Origin of the sequence: Burkholderia sp. AU6039, from assembly GCF_002223365.1 — a bacterium.
Taxonomy (GTDB): Bacteria; Pseudomonadota; Gammaproteobacteria; order Burkholderiales; family Burkholderiaceae; genus Burkholderia.
In genome coordinates, this window is the sequence record NZ_NKFK01000030.1 from 1 (window position 1) to 749 (window position 749).

Here is a 749-nt window from a genome sequence, read left to right on the forward strand (position 1 = left end):
TTCCATCTTCCGTTGCGTGCCGTGCAAGGCTTCGCACAAAGCCTGCGTGACCTGGCTTTCGCCGATTTGCCGGTACCGAACTACACGACCGTGTGACGTCGCGCCCAGACGCTGCTGGTAAAGCTGCCGGTCGTGCGCAGTAGCGAGCGGCTGCATCTGGTGATCGACAGTACTGGCGTGAAGGTCTACGGCGAAGGCGAGTGGAAGGTTCGCCAGCACGGTTACTCCAAGCGCCGCACATGGCGCAAAGTGCATCTCGCGCTTGACGCGAACACCGGCCAGCTGCGCGCTGCGCTCATGACGCACCAGGACGTCGCGGTCGGCGAAGTGTTGCCTGAACTGCTGGATCAGATCCCGGCCGACGAGCCCATCGATACGATCGGTGGCGATGGCGCGTACGACACGCAGGCTTGCTACGAGGCAATCACCGCGCGCGGCGCCGCGCCCTCGGTTCCGCCTCGTGAAGGTGCGGTTCACTGGCCACCGGCCACGCCCGGCGGGGCTCAGCGCAACGAGGCAATCGATGCGATTGAACAAGGTAGCCGGCGCGAATGGAAGCAACAAAGCGGCTATCACCGTCGTTCGCTGGCCGAGAACGCGATGTACCGGTTCAAGACGCTCACGGGTCCATGCCTGTGGGCACGCAGCACCGACACGCAAGCCACCGAGGTTGCCGTTCGCGTGGGCGTGCTCAATCGGATGGCGGAACTCGCACGTCCGCAATCCGTCTGTATCGTCTGAGTTCGTGA

At 64.0% G+C, this 749-nt stretch carries 1 pseudogene; it reads left to right on the top strand.

The features are described 5' to 3' along the window. Positions 1-741 (top strand): annotated as a pseudogene (locus tag CFB39_RS38480) (IS5 family transposase); the annotation flags it as partial. Positions 742-749 lie beyond the last annotated feature (8 nt).